Annotated in this window: 32 protein-coding genes; 16 read left to right on the plus strand and 16 right to left on the minus strand. The window is 66.2% G+C overall.

Annotated features, from left to right (window positions below; all coding sequences use genetic code 11):
• Nucleotide 1: 1 nt before the first annotated feature.
• The 5 genes from ACGFNJ_RS09340 to ACGFNJ_RS09360 all read left to right on the plus strand — a co-directional run bounded on the left by ACGFNJ_RS09340 (nt 2) and on the right by ACGFNJ_RS09360 (nt 2,980).
• Nucleotides 2-610, plus strand: coding sequence for a hypothetical protein (locus ACGFNJ_RS09340; RefSeq protein WP_393445256.1), 609 nt, complete (start codon nt 2-4; stop codon nt 608-610).
• 304 nt (nt 611-914) lie between these two features.
• Entirely contained in the window at nt 915-1,322 is a 408-nt protein-coding gene (locus tag ACGFNJ_RS09345; protein WP_393445258.1) for a hypothetical protein, read from the plus strand.
• On the plus strand, nt 1,312-2,124 hold the full coding sequence (locus ACGFNJ_RS09350) for a hypothetical protein (protein WP_393445260.1): 813 nt from the start codon (nt 1,312-1,314) through the stop codon (nt 2,122-2,124). The genes ACGFNJ_RS09345 and ACGFNJ_RS09350 overlap by 11 nt, the downstream gene beginning before the upstream one ends.
• Complete coding sequence (locus ACGFNJ_RS09355; protein ID WP_393445262.1) at nt 2,121-2,612, plus strand: roadblock/LC7 domain-containing protein; 492 nt, start codon at nt 2,121-2,123, stop codon at nt 2,610-2,612. The genes ACGFNJ_RS09350 and ACGFNJ_RS09355 overlap by 4 nt, the downstream gene beginning before the upstream one ends.
• Nucleotides 2,609-2,980, plus strand: coding sequence for a hypothetical protein (locus tag ACGFNJ_RS09360; RefSeq protein WP_393445264.1), 372 nt, complete (start codon nt 2,609-2,611; stop codon nt 2,978-2,980). Before ACGFNJ_RS09355 ends, ACGFNJ_RS09360 begins: the two co-directional genes overlap by 4 nt.
• A gap of 84 nt (nt 2,981-3,064) precedes the next feature.
• On the opposite strand, the gene ACGFNJ_RS09365 is transcribed toward ACGFNJ_RS09360, so the two are convergent.
• On the minus strand, nt 3,065-3,637 hold the full coding sequence (locus ACGFNJ_RS09365; RefSeq protein ID WP_393445266.1) for a hypothetical protein: 573 nt from the start codon (nt 3,635-3,637) through the stop codon (nt 3,065-3,067).
• Nucleotides 3,638-3,731: 94 nt separating this feature from the next.
• Nucleotides 3,732-4,562 (minus strand): helix-turn-helix domain-containing protein, encoded by an 831-nt coding sequence (locus tag ACGFNJ_RS09370; protein ID WP_393445268.1) that lies wholly within the window; start codon nt 4,560-4,562, stop codon nt 3,732-3,734.
• Between the two features lie 64 nt (nt 4,563-4,626).
• Between ACGFNJ_RS09370 and ACGFNJ_RS09375 the strand changes: the two genes are divergently transcribed.
• The 3 genes from ACGFNJ_RS09375 (at nt 4,627) to ACGFNJ_RS09385 (ending at nt 7,911) form a co-directional block, all read left to right on the plus strand.
• Entirely contained in the window at nt 4,627-5,538 is a 912-nt protein-coding gene (locus ACGFNJ_RS09375) for a DMT family transporter (protein WP_393445270.1), read from the plus strand.
• A 136-nt stretch (nt 5,539-5,674) separates the two neighbouring features.
• Nucleotides 5,675-5,920 (plus strand): hypothetical protein, encoded by a 246-nt coding sequence (locus ACGFNJ_RS09380; RefSeq protein ID WP_069166321.1) that lies wholly within the window; start codon nt 5,675-5,677, stop codon nt 5,918-5,920.
• A 131-nt stretch (nt 5,921-6,051) separates the two neighbouring features.
• Nucleotides 6,052-7,911 (plus strand): lipase family protein, encoded by a 1,860-nt coding sequence (locus ACGFNJ_RS09385; RefSeq protein WP_393445272.1) that lies wholly within the window; start codon nt 6,052-6,054, stop codon nt 7,909-7,911.
• Between the two features lie 50 nt (nt 7,912-7,961).
• Here the strand turns inward: ACGFNJ_RS09385 and ACGFNJ_RS09390 are convergent, their stop codons facing one another.
• The 4 genes from ACGFNJ_RS09390 to ACGFNJ_RS09405 all read right to left on the minus strand — a co-directional run bounded on the left by ACGFNJ_RS09390 (nt 7,962) and on the right by ACGFNJ_RS09405 (nt 11,175).
• Nucleotides 7,962-8,546, minus strand: a complete 585-nt coding sequence (locus tag ACGFNJ_RS09390; RefSeq protein ID WP_393445274.1) for an NADPH-dependent FMN reductase — start codon at nt 8,544-8,546, stop codon at nt 7,962-7,964.
• A gap of 75 nt (nt 8,547-8,621) precedes the next feature.
• Nucleotides 8,622-9,731 (minus strand): hypothetical protein, encoded by a 1,110-nt coding sequence (locus ACGFNJ_RS09395; RefSeq protein ID WP_393445276.1) that lies wholly within the window; start codon nt 9,729-9,731, stop codon nt 8,622-8,624.
• Between the two features lie 52 nt (nt 9,732-9,783).
• Complete coding sequence (locus tag ACGFNJ_RS09400; RefSeq protein WP_069166325.1) at nt 9,784-10,119, minus strand: hypothetical protein; 336 nt, start codon at nt 10,117-10,119, stop codon at nt 9,784-9,786.
• Between the two features lie 135 nt (nt 10,120-10,254).
• On the minus strand, nt 10,255-11,175 hold the full coding sequence (locus ACGFNJ_RS09405; RefSeq protein WP_393445278.1) for an endonuclease/exonuclease/phosphatase family protein: 921 nt from the start codon (nt 11,173-11,175) through the stop codon (nt 10,255-10,257).
• 129 nt (nt 11,176-11,304) lie between these two features.
• Between ACGFNJ_RS09405 and ACGFNJ_RS09410 the strand changes: the two genes are divergently transcribed.
• Nucleotides 11,305-11,508: a nitroreductase/quinone reductase family protein gene (locus ACGFNJ_RS09410; protein ID WP_393445280.1), complete on the plus strand. Its 204-nt coding sequence runs from the start codon at nt 11,305-11,307 to the stop codon at nt 11,506-11,508.
• Between the two features lie 36 nt (nt 11,509-11,544).
• Here the strand turns inward: ACGFNJ_RS09410 and ACGFNJ_RS09415 are convergent, their stop codons facing one another.
• From ACGFNJ_RS09415 to ACGFNJ_RS09430, 4 genes are all read right to left on the minus strand, one after another.
• On the minus strand, nt 11,545-12,144 hold the full coding sequence (locus ACGFNJ_RS09415; protein ID WP_393445282.1) for a TetR family transcriptional regulator: 600 nt from the start codon (nt 12,142-12,144) through the stop codon (nt 11,545-11,547).
• Between the two features lie 216 nt (nt 12,145-12,360).
• Nucleotides 12,361-12,759, minus strand: coding sequence for a PPOX class F420-dependent oxidoreductase (locus ACGFNJ_RS09420; protein ID WP_393445286.1), 399 nt, complete (start codon nt 12,757-12,759; stop codon nt 12,361-12,363).
• Nucleotides 12,760-12,839: 80 nt separating this feature from the next.
• Nucleotides 12,840-13,316 carry a DUF1772 domain-containing protein gene (locus ACGFNJ_RS09425; RefSeq protein ID WP_393445288.1) on the minus strand — a complete coding sequence of 159 codons (477 nt, stop codon included), beginning with the start codon at nt 13,314-13,316 and terminating at the stop codon, nt 12,840-12,842.
• 241 nt (nt 13,317-13,557) lie between these two features.
• On the minus strand, nt 13,558-14,541 hold the full coding sequence (locus ACGFNJ_RS09430; RefSeq protein ID WP_393445292.1) for a nitronate monooxygenase: 984 nt from the start codon (nt 14,539-14,541) through the stop codon (nt 13,558-13,560).
• Nucleotides 14,542-14,947: 406 nt separating this feature from the next.
• Here ACGFNJ_RS09430 and ACGFNJ_RS09435 point away from each other — a divergent pair, with 406 nt between their 5' ends.
• The 4 genes from ACGFNJ_RS09435 (at nt 14,948) to ACGFNJ_RS09450 (ending at nt 18,170) form a co-directional block, all read left to right on the plus strand.
• A complete protein-coding gene (locus ACGFNJ_RS09435) occupies nt 14,948-15,118 on the plus strand; it encodes a hypothetical protein (protein ID WP_393445294.1) in 171 nt (56 codons plus the stop codon).
• Between the two features lie 644 nt (nt 15,119-15,762).
• Nucleotides 15,763-16,746 carry a type IV toxin-antitoxin system AbiEi family antitoxin gene (locus ACGFNJ_RS09440; protein WP_393445297.1) on the plus strand — a complete coding sequence of 328 codons (984 nt, stop codon included), beginning with the start codon at nt 15,763-15,765 and terminating at the stop codon, nt 16,744-16,746.
• Complete coding sequence (locus ACGFNJ_RS09445) at nt 16,739-17,398, plus strand: hypothetical protein (protein ID WP_393445300.1); 660 nt, start codon at nt 16,739-16,741, stop codon at nt 17,396-17,398. The genes ACGFNJ_RS09440 and ACGFNJ_RS09445 overlap by 8 nt, the downstream gene beginning before the upstream one ends.
• Before the next feature lie 382 nt (nt 17,399-17,780).
• Entirely contained in the window at nt 17,781-18,170 is a 390-nt protein-coding gene (locus tag ACGFNJ_RS09450; protein ID WP_393445302.1) for a hypothetical protein, read from the plus strand.
• A 108-nt stretch (nt 18,171-18,278) separates the two neighbouring features.
• On the opposite strand, the gene ychF is transcribed toward ACGFNJ_RS09450, so the two are convergent.
• From ychF to ACGFNJ_RS09465, 3 genes are all read right to left on the minus strand, one after another.
• Complete coding sequence (gene ychF / locus ACGFNJ_RS09455) at nt 18,279-19,358, minus strand: redox-regulated ATPase YchF (protein WP_393445304.1); 1,080 nt, start codon at nt 19,356-19,358, stop codon at nt 18,279-18,281.
• 63 nt (nt 19,359-19,421) lie between these two features.
• Entirely contained in the window at nt 19,422-20,345 is a 924-nt protein-coding gene (locus ACGFNJ_RS09460; RefSeq protein ID WP_393445306.1) for a zinc-binding alcohol dehydrogenase family protein, read from the minus strand.
• A 169-nt stretch (nt 20,346-20,514) separates the two neighbouring features.
• Complete coding sequence (locus tag ACGFNJ_RS09465; RefSeq protein WP_393445308.1) at nt 20,515-21,093, minus strand: TetR/AcrR family transcriptional regulator; 579 nt, start codon at nt 21,091-21,093, stop codon at nt 20,515-20,517.
• A gap of 80 nt (nt 21,094-21,173) precedes the next feature.
• Between ACGFNJ_RS09465 and ACGFNJ_RS09470 the strand changes: the two genes are divergently transcribed.
• From ACGFNJ_RS09470 to ACGFNJ_RS09480, 3 genes are read left to right on the plus strand one after another with little or no spacing between them, the layout of a single operon-like run.
• Nucleotides 21,174-21,803, plus strand: coding sequence for an NAD(P)-dependent oxidoreductase (locus tag ACGFNJ_RS09470; RefSeq protein WP_393445310.1), 630 nt, complete (start codon nt 21,174-21,176; stop codon nt 21,801-21,803).
• Nucleotides 21,804-21,840: 37 nt separating this feature from the next.
• Complete coding sequence (locus tag ACGFNJ_RS09475) at nt 21,841-22,677, plus strand: helix-turn-helix domain-containing protein (protein ID WP_393445313.1); 837 nt, start codon at nt 21,841-21,843, stop codon at nt 22,675-22,677.
• A gap of 10 nt (nt 22,678-22,687) precedes the next feature.
• Nucleotides 22,688-23,128: a VOC family protein gene (locus ACGFNJ_RS09480; RefSeq protein WP_393445316.1), complete on the plus strand. Its 441-nt coding sequence runs from the start codon at nt 22,688-22,690 to the stop codon at nt 23,126-23,128.
• Between the two features lie 37 nt (nt 23,129-23,165).
• On the opposite strand, the gene ACGFNJ_RS09485 is transcribed toward ACGFNJ_RS09480, so the two are convergent.
• Genes ACGFNJ_RS09485 through ACGFNJ_RS09495 form a run of 3 tightly spaced genes read right to left on the minus strand, consistent with a single transcriptional unit; the run spans nt 23,166 to nt 26,310 of the window.
• Nucleotides 23,166-24,077 (minus strand): carbohydrate ABC transporter permease, encoded by a 912-nt coding sequence (locus tag ACGFNJ_RS09485; protein ID WP_393445318.1) that lies wholly within the window; start codon nt 24,075-24,077, stop codon nt 23,166-23,168.
• The gene (locus ACGFNJ_RS09490) at nt 24,074-24,976 is read right to left on the minus strand and encodes a carbohydrate ABC transporter permease (protein WP_393445320.1); all 903 of its coding nucleotides are present in this window, start codon (nt 24,974-24,976) and stop codon (nt 24,074-24,076) included. The genes ACGFNJ_RS09485 and ACGFNJ_RS09490 overlap by 4 nt, the downstream gene beginning before the upstream one ends.
• A 50-nt stretch (nt 24,977-25,026) precedes the next feature.
• Nucleotides 25,027-26,310 (minus strand): ABC transporter substrate-binding protein, encoded by a 1,284-nt coding sequence (locus tag ACGFNJ_RS09495; protein WP_393445322.1) that lies wholly within the window; start codon nt 26,308-26,310, stop codon nt 25,027-25,029.
• Nucleotides 26,311-26,632: the final 322 nt, after the last annotated feature.

Genomic DNA, 26,632 nt, shown 5'->3' on the forward strand with positions numbered 1-26,632 from the left:
CGTGAGGCTGGGTGTTGGTCTGGTCGCCGTCGCGGTGCTTGCGACGGCGGGATGTGATGTCACCGAGGCGGACGCATGGTCGGACTGGACCGTCACGGTGTACTACACCCCGGTCGAGTCGTACCACGACGGGCCGCGCGAAACGGTGCACGGCTGCTCCGATCTCGCATGCACCGATTCCGACGCCGAACTCGGCACGCTGCCAACCGATTTCATCGAGGCCGTGCGCGACGAGGGCACCGGCCGGATCACCAGCGGCGAGCACGCGGGCGCCTACCTGAACTGGTCCTACGACACCGGCTTCTGGCTCGATTCGCAGCCACGCGACGCCGCGGGCGAGGTGCTGCGGCCGTTCCAGAGCGCCGCCGCCGACGACCTCACCCCCGGACTTCGCCTGCGGCTCACCGACTGTGGCGTCCTCAACACCGCGGACCCCGACACCTGCGCCAAATTCCAGGCCGTCGAATGGTCCATCGCCGAAGGCTTCGCCCCGAGCCTCGGCGGCGCACGCCACCTCGACCTGTACATCGGCGAGGAAACCTCCGAAAACTTCACCGAGAGCCCCGATTACGTGTTCTTCCTCGGCGCCACCCTGGCGCCGTTGTCCTAGCCTGCATGCTCGGCGGTTGCCCTGACGCAGCCGTCGGCACGCCCGCAGGTTGCCCGGACGGCCGCGAGCGGGCAACGGACGGGAAGTACGACATCGGATGAACCAATCCGAAAGAATGGTCGAATACCGAAAGGTATTGAATACCAAGGGGTATTCAATACTGCAAGGTATTCTTGGGGTGCTGTCCGGGGGAAATGGCTTCCGCCCCCGAGATTCTGCCGATTTGGCCTTACATCTTTCCGGCAAATTATGTAGCGTCGCCAGTGCTGAAACTTCAAATGACAAGCGGTGGCGAAACCTTCAGATGACAAGCGGTAGCGCGGTATTCGGTATAGACGGCTGTCTGGAACGCATCATGGACATCCCCGGCGCGCACAGCGTGACCCTGGTGGACAGCGCGAGCGGACTCGCGATCGCCGCAGCGGGCAGGCACGAACTCATCGACGCCAACGAGGCCGCCGCCACCACGACGGACGTGGTCCGCGCGGTTCTGGACTGTCCGGCACTCGCGGCCGACCGCGACGGCGACGACATCGCCGAGATCATCGTCAGCGGGCCACGGGGATTCCATCTGCTGAATCTGGTGAACGGCGACTTCGACGGCAGACTTTTCGTACATGTGCTATTCGACGACACCGGCAATCTGGGGATGGCTCGATTCCAACTCCGCGCCATTCTCGCCGAATTTGCCGAGGACGGCCATGGGCGGTGAACTGGCGGTCGAACTGCGCAGGCTCGAAAAAGAAGGTCGCACGGGAGTACTTCGCATGCGCGACGGCGCATTTCATCTCACCGACGGTGCGATCGCCTCTGCCGACTGCCGCTGCACCACCGGCCTCGATCGGCTCGTCGTTGCCGCGGGCGTGGCGAATATCGATGACTGGCGCGAGGCAGAAGCCGGGCATCCCGATGGTGTGCTGGGCCGTCCCCGGCTGGAAGCCCTGGCATTGCTGTCGGTTTTCGACGCCGCCTACTTCCTGCTCGGCTCCCCCACCGACCTCGAATTCCGGCCTGCGCCGCCGCACTGGCTCGCCACGGTCTGCCACGTCACCCCGCACGCCCTTGTGCAGGAGTGTTCGCGGCGCGGCGACCCGGATTCCGGACCGTGGCCCGCCGCACTCGTCGATCGCGCGCCTGTCGTTCCCGCCCAACGGATTCGGCGCAAGCGCGTCATGCTCACCGGCGGCCAGGCCGAGGTGCTCGCCACCGCCGACACCCGGCGCAGCGTCAGCGGGATCGCCCGCGACCTCGGCCGCACCACCTACGGCTGCCTGATGGCGGTGCGAGACCTGACGACAGCGGGACTGATCGAGCCACCCCCCGTGATCGCCAGGCCCGCGATGACCGTCGACCCGGCGCGCGCCGAGCTCGTGCCGAGCCTGGCCGGGGTCGCCGAAACCGCACGGCCGCTGCGCCGTCGAGTGCGCCAGCCCGTGTCGATTCCTGTCGAGACGGACCCGATCGACCACCACCTCCTCGTCCGGCTGCGGGCAGCTTTGGAGGAGCTTGCGTGACCGCGCGGAAGAAGATGTTCGGCGAATTGATGGGAAGGTTGACCAAGGTGGCGATGTCCGAACCGGAACAGAATGCGGTGGTGCTCGCGGAGCTGAAGTTGCTGCGCGAGCGGGCTCCGCAGCTGACCGGCGTGCTAGTGGCATCCAGCGACGGGCTGCTCGTCGCGCACGATCTGCCCACCCATCTCGAGCCCACCGCGATGGCGGCGATGGCCGCGGCACAGCTATCGCTGTCGCATCGGCTGGCCACCACCGCGCACGGCGGCGGTTTCCACGAGGTCGTGGTCCGCGGCACCGCCGGTTACGTCGTGATCTACGCGGCGGGCTGGACCTCGTTGACCGTGCTCGCCGGCCCAGAAGTGAACGTCGGACGGCTCCACCTGGAGTCACGTCCGGTGGCCCGTGCCGTCGCCGAACATCTGGCGGCGATGGCGAACGACTCCGGAAAACACCGGACAACAAACACCGACCGAAAGGAACGAATATGAGCAATATGGATCTGGCGCTCAAGGACATGATGGTGATCGACGGCGCCGTCGGCGCCGCTGTCGTCGATTACAACAGCGGCATGGCGCTCGGCATGCTCAGCAGCTCAAAGGCTTTGGACCTGCAGGTGGCCGCTGCCGGCAATACCGAGGTGGTGCGGGCCAAGATGCGCACCATCGACCAGCTCGGCCTGAAGGACGAGATCGAGGACATCCTCATCACCCTGTCCGGCCAGTACCATGTGATCCGACCGATGACCGGCCGAAAATCCAAGGGCCTGTTCCTCTATCTCGCACTCGACCGCGGCCGGGCCAACCTCGCGCTGGCCAGGCACCGCCTCAAGAGTATCGAAGAAGAATTGGAGGTATAGCCATTCGCGAAGTGCGACAACGGGTTCGGCGCGGCAAGCAGCCCACCTTGCCGCGCCGGTCCACTCCGACGGCAGCGCCGCAGCCTAGGCGTCGCTGAAGATCACACCGAAACGCTCACCCAATTGGCCGAGCGCGACCGGATCACCGAAGACCAGCTCCGCGCTGTAGTCCTCGTCCACCGGTTCGACGGCGCACCACCGCGCCGAAGAGTCGACGGGAACGAGACCGAATGTGTAGGTGGCGAACACCAGTGAGGCTTCGACGTCTTCGTCGTCACCGGGATAGACGGGCCAGCTCACCCGGTTTCCGTTGCAATCGAACTCCAATGAGTCCGGGCGCAGCGCGACGTTCGTGATGGTGATCAGCCCGCGGGTGCATGCGGCGATGCGTTGTAGCTCCTCCGCGTACCAGACTTCCCTGGCGCCATCGTCCACCCGACCGATCCCCCGAAAAGCCTTGTAGTCGTAGGCATATCGGATTCCGAGCTCACCGAGCAGCCCCAGCAGCGCATCCCGATCGGAGTAACCGAAGTACTCCAGCGTCTCCTCGAAGACCTCCTCGTCCATGCGGCGTTCGGGCTCCGAGGGATCGACGAGCCCGAGCTCGACCACCGTCCTCGCCACCTCACGAACGGTGATCACTTCTGCCAACCCCATGGTGTCCTCCCACATACCGATCGGCCGTACCTGGCAGACGGTATAGAACACCTACGACAGAAACCGCGCGAAATAGCTGTTCCCAGGGCTGAATTCAGGCTGCGTTGGCGTAGACGCCGGGGGTGATGCCGTAGCAGCGGCGGAACCAGCGGATCAGGTGGGCCTGGTCGGCGAAGCCCGCTTCGGTGGCCGCCGCGGCGATCGGGCGGCCCGCGGCAATCAACCGCCGGGCGGCGCGGAGCCGGAGGATGCGCTGGTATTCGCTCGGGGCCATGCCGTAGCAGGCGCGGAAGGCGCGGTACATGGCGAACCGGCTGCAGCCTGCGACGGCGGCGAGGTCGTCCATGGACAGCGGGTCGAGGTAGCGGTCGGCGAGGGTGGCGCGGACCCGCCGTGCGATATCGGTGACCGCGCCGCCGCGGACGACGGCCGCCGAACTCACCAGCGGGCGGCGGGCGCCGCGGCGCACCATGGCGGCGACCGTCGCCGCCAACGCCTCGTCGGCGGCCAGCTCGGTGCCGGGGCCGATCAGCGTGGCGTACAGCCTGCGCACCGCCGAGGACAACAGCGGATCGGGCAGGACCGGATCGGTGAACAGCGGCAGGCCGGTCGGCCTGCCCGACTGATCGGACAGCACGTCGGTTATCAGCTCGGTGCCGAGGTGCACGATCGAATACGTGAAGCCGACGTCGGTGGCGGCGTGGCCGTCGTGCGGCTCGTCCGGGTTGAACGCCATCACCATGCCCGCCGCGCTGACCCGCGACGCACCCCGGCAGTCGAAGCCCTGCGCGCCGAACTCGGTGAGGCCGAACGAGTACGTCTCGTGGCTGTGCAGGTGATAGGCATGCCGCTCGAAGTGCGCGTGCATCACTTCGACGGGGCGGTGCGGCATCCGCCGGTACGTCACCCATTCACCCTCGGCCACTCCTTCATTCTCCCCGCACCAGCGTTCAATACCGCACAGGGGTGTCGCAGCCAGGATCGTCGGCATGCGTATCCGTTTGTTGCTTGTGCTGGTCATGGCGTTGTGGGGCAGCGCGTTCGCCTCCTCGAAGCTCGCCGTCAGCGACGTGCCGCACGAGGTCGCCGGGTTTCTCCGGTTCCTGATCGGCGCCCTCGTCCTGCTCGTCGTGCTGCGGCCACGCCGGGTGGGACTGAAGGACGCGGCCCAGATCGCCGGGATCGGACTGATCGGGGTCTTCGGCTACAACGTCCTGTTCTTCCTCGGCCTGTCCCTGGCGCCCGCCGCGGACGGGAGCGTCATCGTGCCGATGTCGAGCCCGGTCATCACCGTCGCGATCCTGGCCGCGCTCGGCCGCACCAGGCTGTCCGGCCCGCGGGCGCTCGGCCTGGCCGTCGCGGTGGCAGGCGGTGTCGTGTTCTTCATCGGTATACCGTCGTCCGACAACGGGAATCGGCTGCTCGGCGACCTCGTCTTCCTCGGCGCCGCCGCCTGCTGGTCCGGATACACCATGCTCGGGGCGCCGGTGCTCGCCCGGTTTTCCGCGCCGACCGTGACGCTCTATGCGACCGCCGCAGGCACGATCGCGCTCGGCGTGCTCGCCGCGCCCGCATTGCCGGAGGTGGCGTGGTCCACCCTCGGCCTCGAATTCTGGTGCAACCAGCTGTATCTCGGCATCCTGCCGACCGCGCTGGCGTATGTCCTCTACTACCGCGCCGTCGGCCAGGTCGGGCCGGCCACCGCGGCCACCGCCATGTTCCTGGTGCCCGCCTTCGGATTGGGCTGCGCGTGGTTGTTGCTCGGCGAAACGATCGAACCGGTGCAGATCGCCGGTGCGGCACTGATGTTCGCCGGCGCCTGGCTGAACACCCGCAAGGAAACACCCGACGAGCCCGCCGTCACCGTCGATGCTGTCGAGTTGCCGAGCAGGGCAACATAATCCGCGATCTGCTCATCGAGAACGCGGTACCGCGCTAGGCTTTCCGGCTGGGTCGGTACAACGACCGGGAGGCGTTCTCATTCATACGAAACAACCTGCGTGGTGGGACAACTATCTCGTCGCCCTGCTCGGACTGGTGCTCGCGGCCGGATTCGCGTTCGCGGCGATGGGCGCGGCCTCGGCGGGCGCCTATCCGCTGGCGATTGCGCTGGCAGTGCTGGCCGTGCCGTTCGCCATCCCCACCATCATCCAAGTTCTCGGTGAGCTGCTCATCTACCTGCTGATCCCGGTCGCCCTCGCCGGTTTCCTGCTGTTTCTCCCGGTGCTCGCGGTGAGCCCGTCGGCCAGGCAGTGGGCCATGCGGCGGTGGCGTAACCGCTGACCACGGGATTCGTGGCCCGACGAAGATCACATCGACCGCGGCCGTGCCGTCCGTAGAGTTGTCGGCAACGAGCTGTTTGCTGTGATGGTGAAGCGGAGGCCGCGGCGTGCGCGCGGCAGCTAGGCGGAGTCGTGAGTGAACCGAGGACACAGCGCGGCAGCAATGCCCGGACCTGGGACGCACGCGGGATCGCGTGGTGGGCGCCCGGTGTCGCCGTGGTGGTGGCGGGTGGGCTGCTGTTCTCGCCCTTCGGTGTCTCGCTGGTCGCGGGGCGGGTGGTCGTCGCCGTCGCGATGCTGATGCTCGCGACGTCAGCGGCGGTGCGCTGGTGGTTCGCGGGGCGGTCGGCGAAGACGGATCCGTCCGCAGACCATGCGGGACCGGCTGAGCCCGAGTCAGGTCCGCGCACACGGCGGTTGCTGAGCGTCGAGGCCGTGCTTGCCGCAGGGTTCGCCGTGGTCGGTCTTGCCGCGCTGACGATGCCGGTTTCCGTGGCGCTGGTGTGGGTCGGCGCGTGCTGGCTCGCCGTCGGGATCTGTGGCCTGCTCGCGGGGACGCGCCGCGACGACGTACTGGTGGCGTCCGCACCGCTGGCGGGCTGGCAGGTGCTTGCCGGGGTGATCCTCGCGACGCTGCCGTTCCGGACCGGACTGGATTTCACCGCGTACACGATCATTGCGCTGCTGAGCACCGGTGCGGCGATGATCGTGCGCGGGCTTCGGCTCACCACACCGCTGCCACGGGCCGGTGCGCTGCGATGGTGGCGGCCAGCGGCGGCGACCGTCCAGTTGGTCGTGCTCGCGGTGACGGTGGGCTGGTACGGGACCGTCGTCGCGCACGCCGTCGGCCAGGATGCGGAGCAGCGGCGACTGGACGCCTTCTATGCTGTGCCACAAGGTATTTCACCTGCGGCGCCGGGGACGGTCATCCGCACGTCACCCATGTCGCTGCCCGGCGTGCGCGGCACCGGGCAGCGCATCCTGTACTGGTCGCAGGACGGACGTGGTGCGCCGACGGTGTCGTCCGGGATGATCTGGACCCCGCCGGGCCCCGGCGCCAACCGGCCGATCCTGAACTTCGCACACGGCACCGTCGGCCTCGGCGCCGACTGTGCGCCGAGCCGGATATCGCGTATCGCCGATTCGATGCCGTGGCTCAACGACGCACTCGGACGCGGCTGGGTGGTCGCCGCGACCGACTACGCCGGTGCGGCAGGCACAGGCGATGGCGAGCACTATCTCGTCACGGCTGACCAGGGCCGCGACACGCTCAATGCCGCGCGCGCCGCGCGCACGCTGCCCGGCACCGGAGCAGGCGCCGACATGGTGATCTACGGCGTCTCCCAGGGCGGGCTCATCTCGCTGGCGGCCGCGGCACAGTCTCCGACCTATGCTCCCGAACTGCATCTGGTTGCCGATGCGGCGAACGCCCCGGCCTCCGACGTGGCGGGCATTCTGCGCGAGCTCCCGCCCCAACTTCTCAAAGGCTGGGCGGTCGCGCCGTTCCTCACCACCGAGTACGCGAAGGTCTATCCAGAGCTCGACCTCAATGCGCTGATCACCCCTGCGGCCGCGCTACGCAATCGGGAAATGGCCGAGGCCGCCTGCGCCGCAACACCTCCCGCTGCCATGGTGCCCCGGTTGATCGCCGCGCAGGGCATGGGTGACTACTTCAAAGGCGACCCGCTCGGTGACCCAGGGTGGCGGCGCGCCTTCGAAGCGAACCGAGCCCCGGACATGCCGGCCGGTATTCCCGTCTATCTCGCGCACGGACTCGACGACCAGCTCGTCCCACCGAAACTCACTGCGGCCCTTATCGATCGGTACTGTGCCGCGGGCACGCGAGTGACTGCCCAGTGGAATCCCGGCGTAGGCCACGACGACAAGAACGAGCAGGTCACCTCACCGCGGGTGCTGCAGTGGTTCGCCGACCACCTCGCCGATACCCCGACATCGAATAGCTGCGGGCAACCAATCCCGGTCGCCCACTAGCGATCTCGTACCGTACGACGATTGCACCTCGGCGTCGGCGGCTGGCCGTGTCAGCCGGTGTAGGGGCGTACGGCTCGAGCCGTACGAAGGGCCGACCCCCACCAGACGAGTTGGTTCAGGAGTTGATCGGCGGCAGCCGCGGGCGCGGCGGGCTCGGTGGGTTTGCCGGTGGGGTCGAAGAGTTGGGCGGCGCCGTGGAAGCTCACGGTGTCGCGAACGGTGACGGCGTGCAGTTCGGCGAACACGTGGCGGAGGTGTTCCACGGCACGTAGGCCGCCCGAAACCCCGCCATAGGAAACGAATCCGATCGGTTTGGCCTGCCACTGGGTGAAATGCCAGTCGATCGCGTTCTTCAATGGCGCCGGGTAGCTGTGGTTGTATTCGGGCGTCACCACGACGAACGCGTCGGCGGCGGCCAGCCGGGCGCCGACGGTGTCCAGTGCCCGCGCCGCTTCCGGCTCGATCTCGTGCGACATCTGCACCGGCAGCCGATCCTCGGCGAGATCGATGAGGTCGGCGGCCACGTCGGCACGCCGGTCGACGTGGTCGACGAACCATTTGGCCACGGTCGGGCCGAAACGGCCGGCCCGGGTGCTACCGACGATTACCGCGAGCTGTACCGGGTTCTCGGTCATGACAATTCCTTTCGACGCTTACAGGTGTGCAGAGCAAGCGTCGGACCTCAACAAAGGTTGAAGTCAAATCGGCGGCTACTCCTCCCGGCCGGGAACCCATCCGCGACCGACCCCGAAGGGCGTGCCGCCGAGCCGCCCGCGCTCGACCGCGATCGCGGGCCGCGGCCGATAGTCGGACGCTAGGAGGGGTTCGACCGGCCGCCCGTCGTGCACCGCCAAACACGGCGCGACGAACGCGCAGGCCGAGCAGTGCGCCGGAACTGGGTTCGGATAGACGCGGACATCGACACTGATCATGTCCAGCACTTCCGCAGCCAATTGCGCACCGGCCGACCGTATCTCGGCCGCATCCCGTCTGATGACGGTGCGCCGCAGCCCGTCTCGCTCGGTCTGGTCGATCCGTTCGGTGCTTTCCGCAGGCCTGCCACGCACGTAGGCGCGGCGCGGCGACGAGACACCTCGCCCGCCGCCGCTCGGCTCGTGCTGCGGTATGCCGCCGCGGCGTCGCTCGGCCTGCGGCATCGGCACCCCGCTCGGACTGGCGGACAGTTCGTTGTAGATCGTCCCCGCCACCTCCATGCCGTCATAGAACCGACTCCACGCCCAGCACCCGGTCACCGAATCCTCGTCAAGCAGTAGCTGTTCCGTCGGCGGGAAGGGCTCGTCGAGCACGCGATGCCTGACGATCCAGTAGCGGTCGTGCGCATCGATCGCGAGCAGGTCGATGCGCCCGGTGTAGTGGATCCCACCACCGCCAGGACCGACCAGCCCACGTTCGGGAGCGGCCGGATCCGGCACGACCGCGTCGAAGTCGGTTTCCACCCGGATCGGCGAGAAGCGATCGACCATCGGCGCCCAGCCGAAGTAGCGCTCCACGACCAAGTGGGCACGGTCGCAGATCGCCTGCCACTCGGCGTCGCCGCATCGGTCGACGCCGATCGCCGCCCGCTGACGGCCGAGCGAATCATCGAGCGCCTTACCGACCAGCGGCAATACGATCGTCGACGCCCAGTCCCACATCCCGGGGAAGTAGTAGACGGCCAGTGCATCCCGCACCGCACGATCGAGATCGAAGGTCGCAGGCCGACGCGGACGGAGGCTGCGGCGTATCGCCGCGGCGAAATCCCATTGCCGACGGCACCGTTTGAACGCGGCCCGGTCTGCGGCGCTGACCCGGTACTCCACCCTCGAATTTTACGGACCTACCACCGGTTTCGCGGCCGAACAACGGCGGCTCTCACGCGTACCGATACCGCACGATCGACACCACCGATTCCACCACCCGGTCGGTTTCGCGCCTGCTGTCCGCGAACAGCAGCCTGCCCGTCCTGCTGCAGTATTCGGCCTCAACGGCATCGAATTTGGCCTTCACCCGCGACCGGCACTTTCGAATGAGGCGCTCGACATCGCCCCCCAATTCGCCGTATCGCGCTGCGGCGAAGGTAATTCCGGATGCGCACGCCTCGAATCGCTCCGCGTTGTCGAATTCGCCTTTGGCCGCCGCCCAGGAATAGTGATCGATGGTGTCGAGGAGTTCGCGCTTGGCCTTCCTCAGCTCTCCGGTCTCGAACACGACGGCCCTCTTTCACTGTTCGACAGCCCTGTTCGCTCAGTTTCCCAGCACCACCGCCTCAGCGTCTGTCCTCCGAACGCCGTACACGGGTCTACGGATCCCGTTCGCAGCCAGCCGGATTCGGCTGAATTCGTCCTACGGCAACACCAGAACGGCGCGCACCGGACGGTGATCCGAGCCGCGCAGGTCGAGCACCCGCACGTCCCGGACGCCGATCCGGCGGTCCGCCAGCACTCGGTCCAGCGTCACCGGCGGAATCCGGTCCCCGTCATAGGGTCCCCAGGTGCCGACGAGTCCCTTCCCCACCACCTGCGCCGCATCGCGGTAGCCGGAGTCGACGAGGTCGCGCATCACGGAGTGATCGATGGTGGCATTGAAGTCGCCCGCGAGGATCCGCAGTGGTCCGTCGGGAGTCGCGCCGAGCTGGCGGCGAAAGCTCTCCCGCCACGGTTCGACCGCCGCCCTGCTCGACGGCGCCGCCGGATGCGCCGACTCGACGAACACACCGTGCTCCGGTATCTCCGCGATCGCCTGCAGGAATCCCCACGGATTGCGCCGCACCCCTGCGTCACGCAACGGCAACCGCGAGAAGACACCGGACCCGCCGACACCCGGCGCCGGATACACCACCCGGTACGGGAAGTACTTGCCGAACGACTCCGCAAACTCCGGCGTCAACTCTTGCACCGCAACAACATCTACGTCACTGGCTAGCCGCGCCAACTCGGCCACATCGGCCTTGCCCATCAGCAGATTCGCCGACATGACCCGCAGCTCTTGGCCTTTGGCACCATTCAGCGGATCACCATCCGAAATTGCGCGCGGCACAACGCAGGCCGCGAGCACGATCGCGACAAGCCCGGCAGCGATGGCTGCATACCGTTGCCGCAACAGCACATTCACCACCACCGGCACCACAGAGATCGCCGCAACCTGAGGCGTGAACGCGATCAACTGCACCATCGGGTACCAGGTATCCAGCCCAGCCACCCGCACCACTGCCCACACCACACCCGGCACCACAGCCAGCCACGCCACCACCGATTTCCACCGCACTGCCGCAGCGTAGCCGCACTCACCCAGCAGAAATGTGCCCGTTCTGTGCAGATCCTTCGCCGATTCGGTGAACGTCGTACCCCGGCCGATCAGACCGATCAGGAATCAAGAAGCGCTGGTCAGGGCGTCGTGGCTAGCGTTGGGACGGCGCACCCCGATCAGGTATCGATCGAAACCCACGGCACCGGCACTGTGCCGGTGACACCGCACCGGCTCGACGGCCCCGACCGCGAGCTGACATGGCAGCACATCACCACCGCCCAACCGCGCTACGCGAAGTACCAGAGCAAGGCCGACAAGGTCTACCCGGTAATCCGCCTCACCCCGCGCTAATCCCCCGGCGCGTCCGTGCACGCGTAGCCTGCGACCCTATCGATCCGATTCGATGCCGAGTGCGAGTTCCAGCTGACGAGCCCACCAGCGCACCGCGGCGGTCGAGTCGTCCGCCGCGGGGGCGGTGAGGCCTGCGCTGCGCCGAAACGCCGCGCCGTACGGTGCCTCGGTCGCCATCGCCTGATGCAGCGCCGCCACCGCGAGCCGCGTGTCGTCGACCGAACTGCCTTCCGGGCGAAGCCGATGCAGCGCCTCGACCACCGGATCGAGCATGCCGCTGCCGGGATCCCGCCAGCCCGCCGCGTGCATCGCCACCGCAAGTTCGCCGTACCCGCACCGATACAACTCTTCGAGCGACTCGACGAGTTCGAGCAGATCCGCGCCGCGCGCCAACCACGCCGCGAGCACCTCTCGCAACGCCGTGCGAACCTGGCGCCCGCCATGCTTGAGCAACTCGGTGAGCAACTTCTCCCGATTGCCGAAATGATGCGTGATCCCGGCATCGGTCATCCCGACCCGCGCCGCCACCGCCCGCACCTGCACCGCGGCCACCCCACCCTCGGCGAGCAACGCGGCCGCCGCATCGAGAATCAACCGGCGAGCCTCATCCGGCGACCTGCGCACTCTGGAAGTCACTATCCCACCTTACCTTGACAGGCCAAGGTCATCCTCGTAACGTACCTTGGTGTCCCAAGGTAGATCCGCCTCGGGATCAACCCCACCCCAATTCGCCACTGCCACAACCAAAAAACACCCACCGGATGGCGGTGGGTGACCGGCTCACTACTTGGAGGGGAGAGCCGGTCACCCACCCCCATGCGGGTAGCCCAGCGGGCTACCCGCGACGTCCGACTACTCGGCGCTGCGGCTGGCGAAGTCGAAGGATCCGCCGTCGATGCCCCAGGAGATGACCCGTTCGGGGTGAATTCGGATCACCGCGCGTTCCTGCGGTGGGAACGGCGGCTCCTCGTCATCGAGCGCCTCGGCCGTGCCGCGAATCTCGATGCCGCGAATCACGTAGGGCTCCAAGGAAACCTGTTGGTCGATGACGAACGACACCCGGCTGCCCGCCTCGACATTGCGATACTTTCGGCTGCCCCGCATCCGCATGCCGCCGATATCGATCGTGCCGTCGGCGTTCACCCGATAGCTGGTCGGGTTGTTCTGCACAACGCCGTCGGGCGATACCGTTGCCAGCCTGCCGATTCCGGCCTCGGCGAGGAACTGCTGCTCATTGCTGGTGAAGGTCATGTCACTCCTCAGTGATATCGGATGCATACCCGGCGATCAGCCGGAAGTTGTTGCGCCGAACGCGTATCCGCGCTCTGCGATCAGAACAGGATCAGTGCGGCGCACAGTCCGGCAAGGGCAATGAACTGCAGGGCGACCCGGTACTTCAGAATGCTGTCCCACTTGTCTTGCAGCGCACGAGCATTGGCCGGAATAATGCCGCTCTGCGCAGCAGCGGTCTGCTGAGCATTGATCGGCTTGGCGATGCGAACATAGAAGGCGAGCCAGGTCAGCAACGCCACCACCGTGACCCCCGCCGCGACAGCAGCGCCGACGTTCCCGGCCAACACCGCAATCAGCAGCGTGAGCACCGCAGTAACCACACCGCCCGCACCGACAACCGGCATGCGCCTGTCCCCGTAGTAGTGCCCCCATCCCGCACTCAAGGTCACGGCCGCATCATCCAGCTTGCGGTACACAGACCGAGTGATCACAGCCCCACAAACATCGGTGCCATAGACAACAGCATTAGCAAGAACGGCGACAACGGCAACGATCTGACCGGCGAGAACGAGCATTTCAACTTCCCTCTTCCTAGAATCTAGCATCGCTAGAAGATGAAGCAACGATAGCATCGCCCCGCTAGCCTGTCTAGCGTTGCTAGATTTCATATCGCCCCGGACTACCCTGCGCGAGTTGGCCGCCTACTGGACCGAAGAGTTCGATTGGCGCGCAAACGAAGCCGAACAACCTCAGCGCGCGACCGCCCATCCGTTGGCCGCCCCGCCGATCACTGCATGTCGAGTTCGACGAGCAGATTCAGGCAGCCAGCTCGTCCACCGCTTGCTTCGCCGAGACCACCTCGGTCATCCGGAGCGCTGAGTCACCCGCATACAAGGCTGCCCGATTCACCCACGCCGACGGCTCACCCTCGAGCGGCGCGACCGGGCTGAACAACGGCAGCTGAGGGCGTTGCAGACGCAACACCGATCCGTTCAACTTCTCCGGCGTCAGTCGCGCCAGCGGACCACTCCACGCATTGATCAGCGAGGGCGCCCGCCGCGGCGCGCCGTCCTCTCGACACCACCGCGCGGTCACGGCGTTCGGCACCACACGATGGCGGGCAGGCCATCCGAGCCCGAACACCGTGGTCTCCAAGGTGATCCGCGCATCAAGCACCCGCCGCTGGTATTCCGGGTGAGCTCCGGACTCGTCAGTCAGCAAGAACCGGGTGCCCGCCACCACCGCTGCCGCGCCGGCAGCCAACGCGGCGGCCGTGTCAGCGGCGACCGCAACCCCGCCCGCGAGCAACACGGGCCGGTCCTGAGCAATCGCGACGGCGCGCGGGAGGAACTCGAGCGCCGCAACGGTTCCCACCAGATGTCCACCAGCTTCGCGCCCCTGGGCGATCAAGCCGTCGACACCCCACTGCACAGCAGTGCGGGCTTGTTCCTCAGTTCCGACCATCGTCAGCACGAAGATCCCGGCGTCCTGCAGCTCACGCACCAACGCGCGATCGCCACCGAACGCCACCACAACAGCGTCGACCCTCGCGTCCAAACAAGCCCGAACGTGATGCCGACGCGCGAACGGCATCAGCAGATTCACCACCACAGCCCGCCCCGAGGCTTCCTCACGCACCCGCGCGATCGCGGCACGCAGTTCAACCGGAGGCATCATGCCGATGGTCCCGAGCCCTCCAGCCGCCGCAACAGCGGCAGCAAGGCGACCACCAGCAATTCCCCCACCCATGCCGGCCTGCACAACAGGCACATCCAGCCGGAGCCTGTCCAGAAAATCCACGATCCCGACTCTATGCACATCAAAACGACAGAGCACGCCTCTCCTCCTCAGTCGCTTCTCGCGGGCCAGCCAGCAAGTCGGATCAAGGGCAGCGAAGGAGCAATTGGAAGGCACTATGCAGGTCGGCCGCGTCGAAGGTCGCGAGCGCATCGTCCGACGCGGTGCGATGCCAGACGATGTAACGGGTGGCTGAATAGCTCGAGTCTCCCCACGGCTCCTGCGCGTGGACCCGCGCTAGCACCAGGTCGCATCGCAAGCATTCAAGCCATGGGATAACGAGAAGACCTGTCAGCGCAGGGTCGGTGATGCCGACCTGGGCTGGATCGACCGGTGTCGCGCGATCATCGGGGAGTAGTCGTATGGAACCCTCAGCGGTGGAATCCCTGACGCACGCGGCGATTTGGTCATGGCGGGCCAATCGTTCGCCCCACTGCTCAGCGAGAATTTCGATCTCGGCGCGTATTCGGTCGTTGATCGGAATCTGGTGTTCGAGGAGCCGTTGCATCAAGATCCACAGCCCGGCTTCTTGATGGCCGGATTCTCGGCAGTCGCGAAAGTCCTCGGCATCCTCGGCTGAGGGCAGCAGTCCGGCCAGCCGTTCCCACAGGTCGACTTCGTATGCCTCGTAACAGCTATCGCTCCCCACCGTGGTGACCCTCCTGGACACAATTCGGGCGCATGTCGCCCAGTTTGCGCCCGCTTGCCAACGATCTCACACACTCACCGGACGCGACCTGCGCGGTCCGAAGCGGGTCAGCGGAGTCCGCGGAAGGTTAACGGGCTCGCCCAGCCAGCGGACCATTGCGCCGCCGCCAGGCGGGGCCATCCATCGCCGCGCCATGCGGGCCTCCGGCGCGACTGACCCGACTCTATTCTGGACGGCCTTCCCAGCAGCGACGAATTGCGCTGTGCCGCTGTGTGCTCGAGTGGAGGGCTCGCCAGACGAGAAGCCGACGCCTATCTGCACTCGCCGAAGACCCAGCAGAAACCTGGACAACGTCGCGGCGAACAACACCGACTCGGGGCACCCGTCGAAGCCCGCACCCCGACGGGTGCCCGGTTGACCAGCGAGGTCGACATCGTGACCGTTGAAGCGGAATTCGACGGCATTGCGGAGCCGAATAAGGTCAGAGCCCAACGGCCAGGGCGAGCAGTCCGGGTTCGGAAACCTCAGCCTCGTCGGTGTTCAATATTTCTCTCTGTTCAACTAAACTGAACAGCATGACCGACCGAACGCAGCACGATGACATCGAACGCGCGTTGGCCCAGACACTGGCGCCGTACTCGATCGAGCTCTCCGTGCAGCGCTGGACATCAGACCAGACAGCCATCGTCACGGTGAGCCGTCACGGCTTCGAGGCGATCTATCGGATGGCTTGGCTACCGCATGTGACCCTGTCCGAACTAGCGCGAGTTGACCAGCTGGACCGCACGCATCGACTGCTGGTAACCGGTCCACGAATCAGCAGCCGCACCGCTGAAGCCCTTGTGGCCGCAGACATCGACTATCTCGACTACGCAGGAAATGTGCATCTGGAGTTCTTGCCGGTGCTCATAGATGTCCGAGGACGGCGCAGTCCAACCAAGGAGCCGACTCATCGCTCCACGGACGCCAACCTGTTCAGTGCTAGGCGGATGCAGGTTCTGTTCGCGCTGCTCTCCTGGCCCGACATGGTGGAGATGCCGGTTCGCCGGATTGCAGAGGCCGCTGGAACATCGGTCGGGATCGCGCAGTCGACGCTCGAGATCATGAAGGATTCCGACTACCTGGTCGGCAAATCACTACGCCGCCGCGATGAACTGATCGATCTCTGGTCCGCTGCGTTTCGGGGCGCTCTCCTGCCGAAACTTCGGCTGCTCGCTTTCCACGGAAGTATCGAGAGCTGGAGGCCCCTTCCGGGGGATCTCGTGAGTGGAGAATCTGCCGTCGGAATGATCCGGCAGCCACAGACACTCACCATCTATACCGAGCACTTCGACCTCACGGTGGCCGTCCGAAACCGCTGGCAGAAGTCCAACAACCCGAATATCGAGGTTCGCCAGAGGTTCTGGAAAGCCCCCGATGGCGCAATCCCACTCGATAAACAGGGCGCCTTCGTCACGTCTGCGGCTCCTCCGCTGCTGGTCTATGCCGATCTCCTGACCTCCAAGGAGGCACGACAAGCCGAGGTGGCGAGAACCTTGAGGAGGGATCACCTTGTTTAACCCTGGCCGTATCGGTAGCCAATCGTTCGATCTGGTCGACAGCGTTGTCGCAGCATTGGTCACGGGAACGAAGACTTACGACACCTCGATGATGGTCATCGGCGCGCAGTGTCGCGACCTGTTGCACACCGCATTCGGGCACACCGATCTACTTCGCTCCACAAGCGATGTCGACATTGCCATCGCAGTCGCCGGCGATGCCGAATACCGACGGATCATCGCGGCGCTACCCCGGTCGGGGGTCACTGATATCCGCTTTTCGATCGCAGGAATGGTAGTCGATTTGGTGCCGTTCGGCGACATCGAAGACCCTGCCGGGACAACCTATCTACCAGGCAGGAAGGAATCCATTGATGCTTTCGCGTTCCGGGAAGTCTTCACACATTCGATCGAGCTGCGACTTCCGAGCGGCTACCAGGTGCGGATTCCGACGCCGGCCGGTTATACTGGCTCTGAACTATTTGCTCTTCAGTTGAACGGGGGACACTTTGAAGAAGATAGAAACACCGAAAGATATCGTAAATATATCCAAGAGATTCTTATAGTCCTGCCCCGCTGGCCTTACGGATGCCTGCCGTTGGGCTTCGAATTGCGAATACATTTAGCAATCGACGGCGCGAGTGATCCCAGGCGGGGTGCCTGGGATCACTAACTTTGCCTGCCACCAGGATTTAGCGACCTAGACGTTAAACCTGAATTCGACTCCCTTGACATCCAATATCTGCAGCGGTGTCGACGAGCGGGCTGGCTTGCGCGGCAGAGAGGTTGGCGAGTTGGCGTAGCAGCTCGGCCCGGCGGCGCAGGGGTTCGGTGCAGCGCGTGAATTTCCAGCACTGGAAACTCAGGAATAGATTCGGGTATGGTTCGGCGCTCGACCGAATAGTAGAGTTTTAAATATTCCGGCCGGACTCCACTCGGGCCGTGAGTTCTTGTCAAGGCCGTGGAATCGGGGGCTACAGCCCGAATATCTCCATTGCAATACTTGCCCGGTTCGTCGTCGGGAAGTCAACATTTTGGAGAAGAGGTATTTCACTGTGTCTGTTTCCAAGAGGGCAAGCGTCGTGCTGACCGCGCTCGGTGCGACCGCGGCGGCTGTCGCGCTCGGCGCGCCGCGAGCGGGTGCCGTCGTTACCGGTATCGATGTCACGCCGACCGCGGCCGGGTGCTCGTATACCGTTGTCGCGCACGCTGATCCGGGAAAGGCGGTGGTGTTCTTCGACGCCGACGGGACACTCGAAGGCACTCGGGATTCCTTCCCGAAGGTCAGCCCCACAGCCGACGAGTCGGGGAACGCGACGACCACCTGGACCCCGATCAAGAAGGGCGCGCACAACATCATCGCGCAGGAATATCTGGCGGGTACGCCATCGCACACCGTGACAGTGGACACGAACACGAATCCCCGCTGTAACAGCCAGTCCTGATGACAACGGCCGGGTCCCGATAACCATCGGGCCCCGGCCGTTCATCGGAGTGCCTAATTCCCGCGTTCGCCCGAACGCCGATGGGCTACTCGTTCGTCGACGGCGCGGTTATACGTTGAAGCGGAATTCGACTACGTCGCCGTCGTGCATGACGTAGTCCTTGCCTTCCATACGGACCTTGCCTGCGGCTTTGGCGGCGGCCATGGAACCTGCTTCGACGAGGTCGGTGAAGGCGACGATTTCGGCTTTGATGAAGCCGCGTTCGAAGTCGGTGTGGATGACGCCGGCAGCCTTGGGGGCGGTGTCGCCTTGGTGGATTGTCCAGGCGCGGGACTCTTTTGGACCTGCGGTGAGGTAGGTCTGGAGACCGAGGGTGTGGAAGCCGGCACGGGCGAGGGCGTGCAGGCCCGGCTCGGTTTGGCCGATGGACTCGAGGAGTTCGAGGGCGGATTCGTCGTCGAGCTCGAGCAGTTCCGCTTCGACCTTCGCGTCGAGGAACACCGCATCCGCTGGCGCCACAGCGGCTTTCAGCTCGGCGACCTTCGCCTCGTCGGTGAGGACGGACTCGTCGGCGTTGAAGACGTAGAGGAACGGCTTGGTGGTTAGCAGCGAAAGCTCTTTGAGCAGTTCGGTATCCACCTTGTTGCCCGCGGCGAACAGGGTGGTGCCCGCGTTCAGGACCTCCTGCGCGACCTTGGCGGCGTCGGCGATCGGCTTGCGATCCTTCTTGATCTTGGCTTCCTTCTCGAACCGCGGGACCGCCTTTTCCAGGGTCTGCAGGTCGGCGAGGATCAGCTCGGTCTCGATCACCTCGATATCGGAGGCCGGGTCGACCTTGCCGTCGACGTGGATCACGTCGTCGTCGGCGAACACCCGCACCACCTGGCAGATGGCGTCGGCCTCACGGATGTTCGCGAGGAATTTGTTGCCGAGCCCGGCGCCTTCGGAGGCGCCCTTCACGATGCCCGCGATGTCGACGAACGACACGACGGCGGGCACGATGCGCTCGGAACCGAAGATCTCGGACAGCTTCTCCAGCCGCGGATCGGGCAGCGGGACCACGCCGACGTTGGGCTCGATGGTCGCGAACGGGTAGTTCGCGGCGAGCACGTCGTTCTTGGTCAACGCATTGAACAGCGTCGACTTTCCGACGTTGGGCAGGCCGACGATTCCGAGGGTGAGACTCACGAGACCAGGAGTCTACGCGGCAGACGCGGTCCCCCGACCCGCGCCTGCCCGCAGCCACCTCGATCAGGGAATCAGCACGACCTTGCCGAGGTTGCGTCGCTCGTCGATCGCCCGATGCGCCTCGGCCGCGTCCGCCAGCGCGAATTCCGCGTGCACCGCGGGCCGCAGCTGGCCGGAGGCGAAGTACTGCCAGAGCTCTTGGCGCCAATACTCGTACCGCGCAGGCTGCTCGCGCGCGATGCGCGCCATCTGGAAACCGACCACCGATTTGGCGCCGACCAGCAGGTCGTAGGCCTGAATGGTGCCGCCGCCGGAACTGTAGGCGACGAGCCTGCCGCCGGGAACGAGCGCGGCGATCGCAGGTCCGAGCAGGTCGCCGCCGACCGCGTCGAGCACGTAGTCGACCGGCTCACCCCACGACTCCTGTCCGTACTCGACCACGTCGTCCGCGCCGAGTTCCCACACGAACTGTGCCTTCGCCGGATCCGACACCGCACCGACCACCCGTGCCGCGCCGCGTACCCGCGCGAGTTGCACGGCGAGATGGCCGACACCACTGGCCGCCGCGGTGACGAGCATCGACTCACCTTCTTTGGGGTCGGCCGCGTCGAGCGCACCGAGCGCGACCAAGCCACTGCGCACCAACGCGACGGCGTCGACGGCGGACGCGCCGTCCGGGATCGGCGAGGCCATCGCCACCGAGAGCAGCGCGTAGTCCGCGTAGCCGTGGCCGAACACCAGCCCGGTGACGCGATAGCCGGGCGCGTACCCGGTGACACCGTCACCGACCGCGACCACTTCACCCGCGACCTCACCGCCGAGCGCGATCGGCGCACGCTGCTCGCGCACTTTCCGCACCACCGGAAGGGTGACCCCGATCGCGTCGACCCGGACCAGCAATTCCCCAGGCCCAGGGGTCGGCACCTCGACCGACACGACCTCGAGCACCTCAGGACCACCGCTGCGTTCGTACTGAACCCGACGCACCACACCTCCACAACTCAAAGAAGACGCAACGGTAACCACCCACCCGCACCGCCTCATAGCTGCCGACACCCAACGTGCGCCATCTCACCGATCGCCCAGCCGACGAGTGGCACATGACTGCGGCAAAACACGAGAGCGGCTCTCCGTGGTGTGCCACTCGTGCACCAGTTCAGGGGAGGAGAGGCCGGACGAGGGTGTTGGCCAGGGCGGCCGCGAGGGTGTCGGGGGCGGGCGTGGCGTCGGGTCCTGCGTCGTAGTAGCGCAGGAATGCCTGGTGGAAGCAGGCGCCGTCGAGGAGGGCGGCGACGGTGTGCACGTCGATGTCGGCGTTGACCCGGCCGAGTTCTTGTTCGGCACCGAGGTATTCGGCGATGCCCGCGATCGCGTGCCCGGGGCCCGCGCCGTGCCTGCGCATCGAATCACGGTGTGCTGCCATGCGTTGCGGCTGCGCGAGCAGGCCACCCAGCAGCGGAAGGGACTGCTGATAGAAGCTCAGAGCGCCGCGTGCGATCGCCGCGAGATTCTCTTCGACGCTCGATTGTCCTGGCACCAGCCGGTTTTCGGCTGGGCCGGGCATCCGATGCTTGAGCACGTCGAGGATCAGCTCCTCTTTGTCGCTGAAGTGTTTGTAGAGCGCAGCCTCGGAATACCCTGCGGCCTTGGCGATCTCCTTGGTGGTCGCGTGGATGACGCCGCGGGTGCGCATGATCTCCGCTGCCGCGTCGAGGATCTGGTCTCGAGTTCCCACACGCCCTCCCGGGGTTGACAGGTTAGTAAGCACTCACCATCCTAGGTTAGTAAGTACTCACCAACCTGATCGGATCGGACATGCACCTCACCGTTTTCGGCGCGACCGGCAACACCGGCAGCCGCACACTCGCCAAGGCACTCGCGGCCGGACATCAGGTCACCGCTGTGGTTCGCGGCGCACACACCCTCTCGGACCACCCCCGACTCCGCGTGATCGTCGCCGATCCGATGGACCCGGCGCAGATCACCACGGCCGTCGACGGCGCCGACGCGGTGCTCGACACCATCGGCGCCCGCGAATCCGGCCCCACCTCGGTGTGCACCGATGCCGCCATGTCGATCACCAAAGCAATGGTTTCGACCGGCGCGCGCCGCCTGGTGCTGATCAGCAACAGCGCGGGAGTCGCAGGGCCAGGCGATGATTGGTGCACCCGATACGTGGTGAAACCGCTGATCCTGCGACCACTACTGCGGCACAGCCTGACCGACATGGCGGCGGCCGAGCAGGTCGTCCGCGATTCGGCGCTGGACTGGACGATCGTGCGTGCGCCGCAACTCACCGACAACCGCGCGAAAGGCTCGTACCGAAAGGCCGTCGACCGCAACGTCACCTTCGGCATCCGCATGTCCCGCGAAGACCTCGCCACCTGCCTGCTCGACCTGGCCGCCGATCCTGCGTCCATCGGCAAGCACATCCACCTCGGCTGACCTTGCGATTGCTGGTCAGCGGGGTAGCGTGACCGGCATGGAGCCGAGCACCGAGGTGGTGACGGCGCGGCCGGCACCCATGCTCGCGGCGTTCATCGACAGCTACGTCGGCTACCGGGTGCCTGGATTGGCGGCCGGGTTGCATCGCGGCCTGCCTTCGGCGTACATGACCTTCATCATCAGCATCGGGCCGACCATCGATGTGGTCGCGCAGACGAATCCCCAGCAGTCGCCCGCGGAATACCGGTGCGTGCTCAGCGGTCTGCAGGCGAGCACGGCGCTCATCGCCCATCAGGGATATCAGGAAGGCGTCACGGTCGGGCTGACGCCGCTCGGCAGCCGGGTGCTGTTCGGCGTGCCCGCCGCGGCGCTCTGGGACACCTCGGTCGAATGCTCGGAGGTGGTCGGCCCGGTCGGTCGCGAACTGTGGGAACAGTTGCAGGAACTGGACTCATGGCCGGACCGCTTCGCCGCATGCGATCGCATCCTGACCCGCATCGCCTACCCGGATCGGCTGGTCGGTCCCGAGCTGACGATGGCATGGCGAACGCTGGTCGGCTCCGGCGGAACGCTCGCGGTCGGTCCGCTTGCCGAGGAAATCGGGTGGAGCAGACAGCATCTCGCGCGTCGGTTCAACAACGAGTTCGGGCTGAGCCCGAAGCTGGCCGCGCGGATCGCTCGCTTCGAACGCGCACGGCGGATGATCCAGCGCATTCCGTCGCACGTCTCGATCGCCCAGGTTGCGGCCGCCTGCGGCTACTACGACCAGGCCCACCTCAATCGTGACTTCGCCGAACTCGCCGGGACCAGCCCGACGGCATGGCTGGCCGCCGAGGTTCCATCCGTCCAAGACCGGGAGCGGGCCGCCGGGTGAGGCTGGAGGCATGACGAATCCAGCGACCACTGCAACCACCGCAGCCAGCGAAACCGCCGCACGCACCGCCGTCTGGCCGACGCTGACCTTCCGCGACGCCCGCGCGATGTCCACCTTTCTCGTCGAGGCCTTCGGCTTCCGGCTGACCGCGCTCTACGCCCGCGACAACGACCCGTCGATCATCGAGCACGCGGAAATGCGCTGGCCGCTCGGCGGCGGCATCATGTTCGGCAGCGCGGGCAAGAACGACAGCCCGTTCGGCGAACGTGCGACGGGCAACGACTCGGTCTATCTCGTCTGCGACGACCCCGACGCGCTGTTCGATCGCGCCAAAACCGCAGGCGCCGAGGTGATTCGCGCCCTGCGCGACGAGGACTACGGCTCGCGCGGCTTCGTAGTCCGCGATCCGGAGGGCAACCTGTGGAGCTTCGGCACCTACTGGGGCGAATAAGACTTGCGCACAAGCGCTCTCGACCGGGCTCGGCGGTTCAGCGGCCGCCGAGGCCGGACATGGCGATGCCACGGACGAAGGCGCGCTGAGCGATCGCGTAGACCACCAGCAGTGGCAGCAACAGGATCATCGCCGCGGCCATCAGGATCGGCCACTGGGTGGTGTACTGCCCCTGCAGGCGTACCAGACCCAGTGTGGCGGTGGCTATCTCGTTGCGCTGGATCATCACCAGCGGCCAGAGGAAGTCGTTCCAGACGGTGATCCAGGTGAGCACGGCGAGCACCATCAGCGCGGGTCGCGCATGCGGAAGCAGCACCCGCCAGTAGACCTGCCAGGTGGAGCAGCCGTCGAGAATGGCCGCCTCCTCCAACTCTATTGGCAGCGTGCGAAAGAACTGGCGCATGAGGTAGGTGCCGAATGCGCTGCCGAACAGGCCGGGCACGATCATCGCCCACGGCGTGTCCACCCAGCCGAAGGCCCGCATCAGCAGGAACTGCGGGATCACCGTGACGGTGAGCGGCACCATGAGGGTGGCGAGGTAGGCGACGAACAGCAGCTCGCGGCCCCGAAACTGTAAGCGCGCGAACGCATACCCAGCCAGCGAGCAGAAGAATACCTGCCCCGCGGTGACGCAGCCCGCGTAGATCGCGGTGTTGAGCAGCATCCGGCCGAGCGGCAGCAGATCGAACACCTCGCGGTAGTTGGACCACTGCGGGTGCGCAGGCAGCAGCGCTCGGTCGGCGAGCTCTCCGTCCCGCTTCAGCGACGCGGACACCGCCCACAGGATCGGCGCCAGCGCACACCACGCGATCCCGATGAGCACGGCGTAGATCCCGGCCCCATGCACGATGCGCCGCACCGTCGCTCGCTCGACGCGCCCTCGGCTCGGCGCAACCGGCAGCTCACGCGCAGGCACATCCTGATCGGTGCGCACCATCCCAACCCTCACAGCTCCACCGCATCCCGGCGAGCGAACCGCAACTGAATGAGCGTCAGCACCAACAGCATCGCGAACATCACCCAGGCGAGCGCCGAGGCATACCCCAGCTCATAGAACCCGAAGGCGTTCTGGAACAGCATGATTCCCAGCAGATAAGTGCCGGTCTCCGGCCCGCCGTTACTTCCGGTGAGCGCATACACCTGGTCGAACGCCTGCACCGAGTTGATGATGGTGATCACGAAGACGAACGAAAGCGGCCCACGGATCAACGGCACCGTGATCGCCGAAAACCGGCGCAGCGCACCGGCTCCGTCGATCTTCGCCGCTTCGTAGAGCTGCTCCGGCACCCCTTGCATCGCCGCGAGCAGGATGACCGTCGCGAACGGCACGCTCTTCCACACGGTGACGACACTCAGCGAAACCAATGCCAGTTCCGGATCGGTCAACCACGGCACCGGACCGACACCGACCCACCCGAGTGCACCGTTGAGGATCCCGTCGCCGGTGAAGATGAACCGCCACACCACCGCCATCGCCACCGTCGATGCGACCAGCGGCAGAAACGCCACCGTCCGAAAGACCCCGATACCGGCCAACTTCCGCTGCAACGCCGCCGCGATCCCCACTCCGATCACCACCGTCGGCACCAGCGTGAGCACCGTGAACACCGCGGTGTTCCGCAGCGCGATGAGAAACAACGGATCCCCGCCGAGCAGTCGCCGATAGTTGTCCAGCCCGACAAACCGCATCGGCCGGAACAGATCCCACGCCTGAAAGCTCGTATACAACGAAAACCCGAGCGGAAACACCAGGAAAACCGCCACCGCCACCACATTCGGCGCCACGAACCCCCACCCCGCCAGCTCTCGCTTCCGCGCCAGCCGCCCGCGTTCGGCGACGAGTGGCACACCATGGAGAGCTCTTCTCGCACTTTGCCGCAGCCATGTGCCACTCGTGCTCATCGGTCCTCGAGGAGGAGGTCGATGTCGGAGGTCAAGCCGGGGGTCAGGGAGGTGGCGGGGGCAGCGCCTCGGAGGACGCGGTTGGCGCCGCGTTCGAGGAGGGCGGAAACCTTGCCCCAGGCGGGGGTTATCGGGAAGGGGCGCGAGTTTTCGGGGCCTTCGGTGAAGACCGCGAGGTTACCGACGTCGCGGTGCGCTGCGGCGAAACCGGAGGAGGTCATCGCGGATTTCAGCACGGGGACGAACAGCCCGGACGCGGCGATGATCTCCTGCCCGACCGGGCCGGTGGCGAATTTGACGAATTCCCAGGCCTGTTCGATCCGTGGACTGTTCGCCGCGATGGACAGCCCGGTGCTGCCGACGGCGGTAATCCCGCCTGGCCCACCGTGCGGCCCGACCGGCAGCACCGTGACATCGAGGGAAATCCCCTGCCCCGCGAATTCCGAGTACAGCCAGTGTCCGCCGAGCACCATCGCCGCGCGGCCACCGAGGAACAGATCCTGCGCCGAAATCGACAGCCGGTCACCCACTTTCGGCGCCACCCCGTGCCGCACCGCAAGATCGGCGTAGAACTGGAACCCGGCGGCGAACCGAGGATCACCGAGGTTGGTCCTGGTCGGCGCCACCGACGGCGTGAACCACTCCGCCCCGTTGTTCATCCCGAAGCAGGCGGCCGAGTAGTACGGCACCCAAGCGTCGGCGAACCCCCAGGTGCGCCCCGGCCGGGTGAGAGTGCGGGCAGCATCGAGAAATTCGTCGAACGACCAGGCATCGCGCCACCGGGCCGGCGGTGCCAGCCCAGCCGCCGCGAACAACTCACGGGAGTAATAGAGGAACACCCCCGACCACTGCTCCGGCAGGGCGTACTGACCGCCTGCATAGGTGAATGTGTCGTACAACGCCGGATAACTGTCCTTGCGCAAGGTCTCGGCATATCCGGGTTCCCGCTCGAGCAAGCTCCGCAGATCGAGCAACACCCCACGCTCGGCCAGCCCGGCATACAGCAGCTCCCAGGCCATGATCACGTCGGGGCATTTGCCGCCCGCGCAGTAGGTGAGCAATTGCTGCTGCGGATCCGGCCCGGACATGATCGTCCGAATCCTGATGTCCGGGTGACGCTTCCGGAACTCCTCGATGATCCGCAGCCGCACCCGTGCCTCTTCCGGCCTGGCCTGGAAGAAGAAGGTCAACGCGTCGTCGGCGGATCCGCAGCCGGTCGCGGCCAGCAGCGGAGCGGCCAGCGCCGAACCGAGCAGGGTGCGACGACGAACCGGTGACACGGGCTCCTCCACAGCGCTGACAGCCAGGACATGCGGGTGGAACGTGACGCTCGGCCGACATCGCGGGACCGATCGCGGAATGTGCGAGCCAGCATGGCAGCATACGGAGAGCAACACGAGAGTGCGAGGGAACACGCCCAGTCGCACGAGCGATCAGCGGCGGCCGTGAACACCGGCTGGCCAGGTAGCTGCGTGCCGCGGGCCACCCGTACCCGTCGTGCCCGGAGCGCGTCGCGCGGATTCGTAGGACGATGCGGTTCGGTGGATGAACCGATCCGACCCACCACACCAGGCACGATTCCCGTCGCAATGTTCAGACTTC

The organism is Nocardia sp. NPDC049149 (assembly GCF_043197455.1).
Lineage (GTDB): Bacteria > Actinomycetota > Actinomycetes > Mycobacteriales > Mycobacteriaceae > Nocardia.